Origin of the sequence: Billgrantia campisalis (assembly GCF_022341425.1) — a bacterium.
GTDB lineage: Bacteria > Pseudomonadota > Gammaproteobacteria > Pseudomonadales > Halomonadaceae > Halomonas > Halomonas campisalis.
The window spans coordinates 24,144-30,548 of record NZ_JABFUC010000022.1 but is presented as its reverse complement, the minus strand read 5'-3'; the positions used below and the strand labels follow the sequence as shown (position 1 = coordinate 30,548).

Annotated in this window: 9 protein-coding genes; all 9 read right to left on the bottom strand. The window is 55.6% G+C overall.

Annotation, left to right across the window (positions count from 1 at the left end):
* Positions 1 to 394: 394 nt before the first annotated feature.
* Positions 395 to 2,473, bottom strand: coding sequence for a hypothetical protein (locus tag HOP52_RS18795; protein WP_238979070.1), 2,079 nt, complete (start codon positions 2,471 to 2,473; stop codon positions 395 to 397).
* 83 nt (positions 2,474 to 2,556) lie between these two features.
* Complete coding sequence (locus HOP52_RS18790) at positions 2,557 to 2,925, bottom strand: DUF427 domain-containing protein (RefSeq protein ID WP_238979069.1); 369 nt, start codon at positions 2,923 to 2,925, stop codon at positions 2,557 to 2,559.
* 257 nt (positions 2,926 to 3,182) lie between these two features.
* Positions 3,183 to 3,749, bottom strand: a complete 567-nt coding sequence (gene tehB, locus HOP52_RS18785; RefSeq protein WP_238979068.1) for a tellurite resistance methyltransferase TehB — start codon at positions 3,747 to 3,749, stop codon at positions 3,183 to 3,185.
* Between the two features lie 106 nt (positions 3,750 to 3,855).
* Positions 3,856 to 4,128, bottom strand: a complete 273-nt coding sequence (locus HOP52_RS18780) for a DUF427 domain-containing protein (protein ID WP_238979067.1) — start codon at positions 4,126 to 4,128, stop codon at positions 3,856 to 3,858.
* 98 nt (positions 4,129 to 4,226) lie between these two features.
* On the bottom strand, positions 4,227 to 4,568 hold the full coding sequence (locus HOP52_RS18775) for a hypothetical protein (RefSeq protein WP_238979066.1): 342 nt from the start codon (positions 4,566 to 4,568) through the stop codon (positions 4,227 to 4,229).
* A gap of 286 nt (positions 4,569 to 4,854) precedes the next feature.
* Positions 4,855 to 5,178 carry a VOC family protein gene (locus HOP52_RS18770; protein WP_238979065.1) on the bottom strand — a complete coding sequence of 108 codons (324 nt, stop codon included), beginning with the start codon at positions 5,176 to 5,178 and terminating at the stop codon, positions 4,855 to 4,857.
* Positions 5,175 to 5,333, bottom strand: coding sequence for a hypothetical protein (locus tag HOP52_RS18765; protein ID WP_238979064.1), 159 nt, complete (start codon positions 5,331 to 5,333; stop codon positions 5,175 to 5,177). The genes HOP52_RS18770 and HOP52_RS18765 overlap by 4 nt, the downstream gene beginning before the upstream one ends.
* 12 nt (positions 5,334 to 5,345) lie before the next feature.
* Positions 5,346 to 5,657, bottom strand: a complete 312-nt coding sequence (locus HOP52_RS18760) for a hypothetical protein (RefSeq protein ID WP_238979063.1) — start codon at positions 5,655 to 5,657, stop codon at positions 5,346 to 5,348.
* Positions 5,654 to 6,385, bottom strand: coding sequence for an AzlC family ABC transporter permease (locus HOP52_RS18755; RefSeq protein WP_238979062.1), 732 nt, complete (start codon positions 6,383 to 6,385; stop codon positions 5,654 to 5,656). Before HOP52_RS18755 ends, HOP52_RS18760 begins: the two co-directional genes overlap by 4 nt.
* Between the last annotated feature and the right edge of the window lie 20 nt (positions 6,386 to 6,405).

Here is a 6,405-nt window from a genome sequence, read left to right as displayed (position 1 = left end):
CCACGCCATCAATCAGGCGGCACGTGCGGCCAACCCGGCCCGCTGGAGCGGGAAGACCCGGAACTGGGCGCCGGTGGGCACCGTCTCGCTCAACCCGGAGCGGGAGCTTCAGATCACCACGCCCGAGCCAGAAAAACAGGCCGCGTGAATGCACTCAGAGGCGACAGATTTCTTGACAACTACCGGGTGGTGAGGGTGAGTGGGTTGGGGAGGTTGTAGATAAGCCGACATCTCCGAAAATAGAGATGTCGGCTTTCGGACAGGACTATATGCCTAAACCGATCCTATATAAAACCTTACTCACCGAGCAAATTTTTGATGCCGGTTTTTTAATTTTTGCAAAAAATGTGGCAGCGGAAATTTGTTCAGAAAAGCCTTTTTCCAGAAGAATTATTCAAGAATTTTCTTCTCTCCATGCGATCCACATCTGCTCAACAGACTTATCAATGACACCATCATTATTGGCATGTTCTTTCATATATCTTTCTTGAAACTCTTTCGCCTTGCTCAACAGAACAGCGTCGGACAAATTGTCTTTTTCAGTCTTAGCAATAGCATCCCAAACTTTACCACTTAACTCCAAATCAGTTTCAGCTTGCATTGAGGCAAAATCAAGAAGATGAGACACCCCATAGGAGCTACCATTTCCTTTAGCCAGAGACAAATAATCAATAATTGCTATTGGATGCATTACAAAGTAGCCATCAAGACCCTCTGGGTTTTTTAATGAATGAACCTTATCCCAAGTGCAAAGAACTTTCACTTGACCAGATGGAACATAGTCTTCGGACAAGTAACCAATCACCTTTGCATCATGTTTTATCAAAATCTCCGGTCTCGATATTTTATTTTCTTTGAGCAAAACCTTAAGAGATCTAACTTTCGACGCTAGATGCTCAACCATAATTTTTTGAACAGAAAATCCATACCTCGCCGATAGCTTTCCTATCTCAGCAGATGCCCTATCTCGGATCGCCCAGAAAGCCGAGTCTGACATATCTTCACTAATGGTTCCCAGCCTAACACCAAACACTTTTACATACTCATCAAAGCTCAAATCACATCCAGACTTCTTCATCATCGAAAAATGGCTAACAAAAGCGTTTCCCGAATATGAAAGATCAACATCTGAATCGACAATATGCTTATAGTCTCGACAAGCCTCAATCAAATGACTTGAGACCTCCTCAACATAATCACTTGGCACAATTGCAGAAAATCTGTGATCCGCTATCAACTTGTGTAGTGAGGCTCCCGATTTTGAGAAGCGGCTATTCACCGGCTCATAAAGAAGCCCACACAGAATTGGAATAAAAACCGAGGAATCCAGATAAACATTCAAACTCTCCGTGCCGCCAAGCGCATTTATTAAATGGGACGAACCGGTATTAAGAAATGCCTCATATAACTTTGCACAAGCCACATGTTTTACGAACGCTTTATTTGAAAAAAACTCCGAAAGCTCATTGAATATTTCCGTTGCTCTTTCCTCCCCATATCTTGAAGAGATGATTTCTCTAATGCCCTGATAAGCTATATTTTTTTTTGCACCACCATCGTAAGCACTGTAACTCTTCCCTACCAGACCAATTGTTAGCTCGAGAAAGTTCTCAAGCAAAAGGTTCTCTGTACTTTCATCGACCCTCGGGGACATCTCTGACAACTTACTCTCGAAATCGCCTCTAAGAAGCTCAAGCTCTAGCTCTGTCGTTCGCCGAAGTCCTGAGTATTTCAAGGCTTCTTTTCTAGAAAGCTTGAGAACACTTTGTTTGCTAATCACCTCCCCTCTCTGCAAGAGCCTATCAATACTTGAATTCAGTTTTATCTTTTGCGTACTTGCCAATTTATAATGGCTTTTAACAGCATTGATCAAAACCTCTCTTTCAGACTCTCCTTCTCTCGAAAGCGAAGATTTTATAATAGATTGAAAAAACCTTTCCCGTAAGTCTTTAGAGTCATCATCAAACAGAAGAAGTGATGCAATCGCTTCATTTTTTGGATCAAGATACTTAGACACCAGACCTGTTGGTGAATGTATATCTATCCCCATTGCAATCAATGCCTCATTCACCTTATCACTATCAATAAGTCGCATGGCGATAGATTGACTGTCATATTTTACCACTACAACGCCGTGACTACCTAAAATTTCTTCTTTCAACTTTTCAAAGCTTCCCTCAGGAATCCTCCGACTATATATAAAATTCATTAAATTAGTGCCGTATCTACTTTTCAGCTTTGCGGCATCCGCCTGTATTTTCTTTCGCCAATCCTTATCTACTGATATCTGAATTCCCACCTCAATACCGCTTCCAGGCATTTCAAGCAAGCTAAAATCTTTGCCGCCGTCATGAGGGCCGTCGCAATAACCCGCCTCGTTAAAACCAATTAATGGCACAAAGATAGCAGATAGGGACCTAAAAACGGACACATCTGAAGCTTCAATTAGTCTCGCAAGGGACTCGATATTCATATTCCTCCTTATTTACAATTACATCTACTAACTGTTCAGCACCAGTCACCGCGCATGATGCATAACACCAATGAGCGCACCTGCTACCTTTGCTGACATAACCGCTTTGGATCGACAACTCTCATCCACTCACCCCCGTAAAACGCCAGCCGTCCGGCAATCGCTTCCATCCCCTCCTCCGGCTGTTGATAACTCCATGCCACGTCCTGGTGCTCGCCAAACGAGAAGTACACAGCATCGCCCTTGAAGGGGCAGTGGGTCAGGGTGTCGGAGGGGGTCAGCCGCTCCATCCGCACATCGTCGCGGGGGAGGTACTGGCGCGGCGGGTAGCCGCGTTCGCGGAGTTCGGTGGCGCAGGTGGTGTCGGCGATCAAGGTGCCGTCGATGACGACTCGCACGCGTCGGTCGTGCGGGTGCAGGGTGATGCGGGGCTCGGTGCTATCCATCGCCATATGGGCATCCCTTGCGTATCGGCGGTGTCGTTATGGTGTTCTGAGATTCAGCCTAGCACCGAAGCACGGTTTGTCCCATGCGTTGGATCAACGGAATGCCGGGACGTGGGCTTGCCCAGCCGCGGTGGCAGCCCTGGCGGCCGCCGCCGTCGACCGCCTCGGCAAGGCGATGGCCGAGGCTCAGCAGTTGAGGCGCTGATCGATTGACGGCGTTCCAGCCGACGTGTCGCGCGTTGAAACGCAACGCGATGGAGCCTCTACTCCGGCTTGCGCGCCAGCATGGTGGCAAACTGCAGCTGCACACCGTTGTGCATGGTGCCCAAGTCTTCGTTGTATTTGATCAGCTCCCATCCCGTGTAGGCGTCACGCAGCTGGGCTTCCTGAAGAGTAAACGGGAAAGGTACCGGGCACGGGTGCTCTTGCGTATTCATGGCGCACACAATCAGGTTATAGCCGCCGGGCCGAGTGTGTGCCTGCATATCGGCAAGCACGGCGGGAACGTTTGCCGGGTTGAGAAACATCAAGGTGACGGTGCAGGCAATGAAGTCATAATCCGCCTCCAGCGCCGCTGTGTGGATGTCGTATACCCGAGCCGAGACGTTGGTGATCTCTTCAGCGCCCACAATTTGCTGCAGCATACCGATGGCGCCGGGGTTGTTGTCGACTGCCGTCACGTCAAAGCCAAGCTCGCTCAGGTATAGCGCGTTACGCCCGTTGGAGCAGCCCATATCCAGGGCGCTGCATGGCGCGATCATCTTGCACGCTTCTACCACTTCGCTATGCGCAGGGCTCAGGCCGTAACGGTTGTTCAGATTGGATGTCATGATGCTCACCTGGGTCTCAACGAGAGGCCGCATGGTACTACGATGATCACTGGTGCCGAGCGTAATACCCGAACATTTCACTATAGTATTGTTCCATGTCATCCATTCAGCCCCACTGCGCCTGAGCCCTTCCCCCACTCGCTCGTCCTCGAGCACTGGGTAAGATCATAGAATCTAAACAGTGGGTCAGGGTGTCGGAGGGGGTCAACCGCTCCATCCGCACATCATCGCGGGGAAGGTACTGGCGCGGCGGGTAGCCGCGTTCGCGGAGTTCGATGGCGCAGGTGGTGTCGGCGATCAGGGTGCCGTCGATGACGACTCGCACGTGTCGGTCGTGCGGGTGCAGGGTGATGGGGGGCTCGGGGCGGTCCGCTGCCATGGGGCTGTCCCTTGCGTCTTGGCGGTGTCGTTATCGGGTTCCAAGAGGCAGCCTAGCACCGAAGTCTGGCTTGGCCCATAGGCGGTTCGGTCGTGGCGTCAACGGCGATAGGCCATGGCGCGGGCGAGCTCCTCCCGGTAGGCGGCCTGGTGCTGGGCCGGGTCGGGGGGAAGGCGGCCGAGCTCGACCGCCAGGTCGAAGAAGCCCTGCCGGGGCAGGTCGCCGCGGCGGCTGACCACCAGGGCGGCGATCAGCGGGCGGCCGGCGGCGGCGTCTTCGCGCATCAGCGTTTCCAGGGCCAGCGCCACGCGCTGGATGGTGCGCGGCGGCGCGAGGCCCAGCGCCTCGGCGGCCTGCTGGTAGGTGATGGGCAGCGCCGCAGCGGGCAGGCCCATGAGCAGCTCGCGCAGGCGCGAGGCCAGTTCGGCTTCCTGGGTCATGCGCATTCTCTTGTGGTCCCGGGGCCGCCGGCCCCCGCTCCATCGGTGTCGGCGGCTCACGAATGAGGTGGTGAGCCGAATGGTCGGGCGCTTCGGCGCCGGGGTCAAGGCGTGGCCTGCCCAGCCCCGGTGGCAGGCGAGAGGGTACTACCGAGCGTGCACGACTCGTTCAGCTACTGGGCCTCGGCGACGAATGATCTTGCCCAGCAGCAGTGGACACCCTCACGCCGCATCGACAGCGATCGACTCGACGCGCCCCTTCAGTCCCCGCACGACGCTCTAGCCGTCATCCTCGCTCGGCTTGGAAGGTGCCGATCCACCAGGTATTCCCCGCCATGTCCCTGAAGCCCGCCTGGCGCTCCTGGTAGGGTTTGTCGACCGGCTCCGAGATGGCTTCCGCCCCCAGCGCCATGGCGCGCTCATAGGCCGCATCCACATCGGGGACATAGACGTAGAGCGCATTGGTCCACGGCGCCACGCCGGGCGGCAGCTCCCCCGCCTCGATGACCAGGACGGCGTCGCCGACCCTCATCTCCACATGGAAGCTCTCGGGGCCGAATTCATGCCGCTCCAGCTCTTCGGCAGCGAAGACCGTGGCGACGAAGGTCACCAGCGAGACCGGCCCATGCAGTCGGCGAGACCACGCTGACGCCACTGGCCGGCCGCCAGGTTCTCTTCGTGATGGCGGCCGTCGAACTCACCGCTGCCCTGGCCACCCGGTAGCGCACACAGCGCCCCCAAGCCTTCCCGAGAGTCATCGAGCATAGGTGGACCGAATCAGCCAATAATGTGTACCAACACGAAATAGAGCGTCGTACCGAGCACGGCGGTGCCAATCAACCCCAGCCGATTGAGAAAGGCGGCGGCGCCGACCATCGCCAAGGAGAGCAGCGCCGGAAGCGGTTCACGCACCATCTCGCTGTACGCAATGTAGACGGCGAAGTTGATAAATACCGCTGCCGGCAGCAGACGTTCGAGATAGCGCTGGGTCGGTGGATCGATTCGCAGCGAAATGAACGTTGGTACGATACGCACCAGGCAACTGGTCGTGAATAGCGCGGCAATCGCCACCAGTACCGGCCCGCTCACGGCCACGCCCTCCCCAGAATTCCCGTCGCGAGCAGCACGCTCGGTATCCAGAAGTACACGGGGCCGAGCCACTGGATGAGCAACAGCGCCAGGCCTGCGCTCATCCCGGCCGCAGCCAATACCGGCGCCCTTCGTTGCCCGTTGTGCCAGAGTCGGGCTCGCAACTGCGCGGCCGACAGATACATCAGCACCACACTGGCGGGATATCCCAGGTTCACCTCCGCCCCCAGCCAGGCAGTCGGGATCACTCGACCAAGCAGCGCACCGAGTAGCCCGGCCAGTGCCCAGGCGATGAAGATGGTGATACGAATCCACCCCAGGCTGGCACCGCTATCGCGCTCATGCTCCGTGGCATAGGCCTCGTCGCCCAGCATGTGAGCCAGGCACGCTCGCTTGCCAGCCGCTGCCGGCAAACGCTTTGCCGAGGCATAGGCGATTGGCAGGTAGCGACTGTTGATCGAGGCAGTGACCAAAAGCATGGTGAAAAAGCCGGCACCGGACTCGGCAAGGGGCAGCAAGGCGAACTGCCCGCTGCCGGAGAAACCCAGCAGGCTTATGGCAACCACTTCCAGCAGCGACCAGTCAGCGCGCACGGCCAGCACGCCGAACAGCATGCTGACCGGCACAACCGCAATCGCCACTGGAGCCGCTCGCCGCAGCGTGGCCGCTATCCTTCTGTCGAGTGGTGGTGCGGTTGTGTCACCGGCAAGCGGTTGGACATCGCTCATGCTACCTCTCTTGATCATTT

Bases quoted from the DNA above. Each gene is read 5' to 3' on its own strand.
- HOP52_RS18790 (WP_238979069.1), bottom strand. From the start codon at position 2,925: ATGGCGATGGATAGCACCGAGCCCCGCATCACCCTGCACCCGCACGAC.
- tehB (WP_238979068.1), bottom strand. From the start codon at position 3,749: ATGACATCCAATCTGAACAACCGTTACGGCCTGAGCCCTGCGCATAGC.
- HOP52_RS18780 (WP_238979067.1), bottom strand. From the start codon at position 4,128: ATGGCAGCGGACCGCCCCGAGCCCCCCATCACCCTGCACCCGCACGAC.
- HOP52_RS18775 (WP_238979066.1), bottom strand. From the start codon at position 4,568: ATGACCCAGGAAGCCGAACTGGCCTCGCGCCTGCGCGAGCTGCTCATG.
- HOP52_RS18795 (WP_238979070.1), bottom strand. From the start codon at position 2,473: ATGAATATCGAGTCCCTTGCGAGACTAATTGAAGCTTCAGATGTGTCC.
- HOP52_RS18755 (WP_238979062.1), bottom strand. From the start codon at position 6,385: ATGAGCGATGTCCAACCGCTTGCCGGTGACACAACCGCACCACCACTC.
- HOP52_RS18765 (WP_238979064.1), bottom strand. From the start codon at position 5,333: ATGCTCGATGACTCTCGGGAAGGCTTGGGGGCGCTGTGTGCGCTACCG.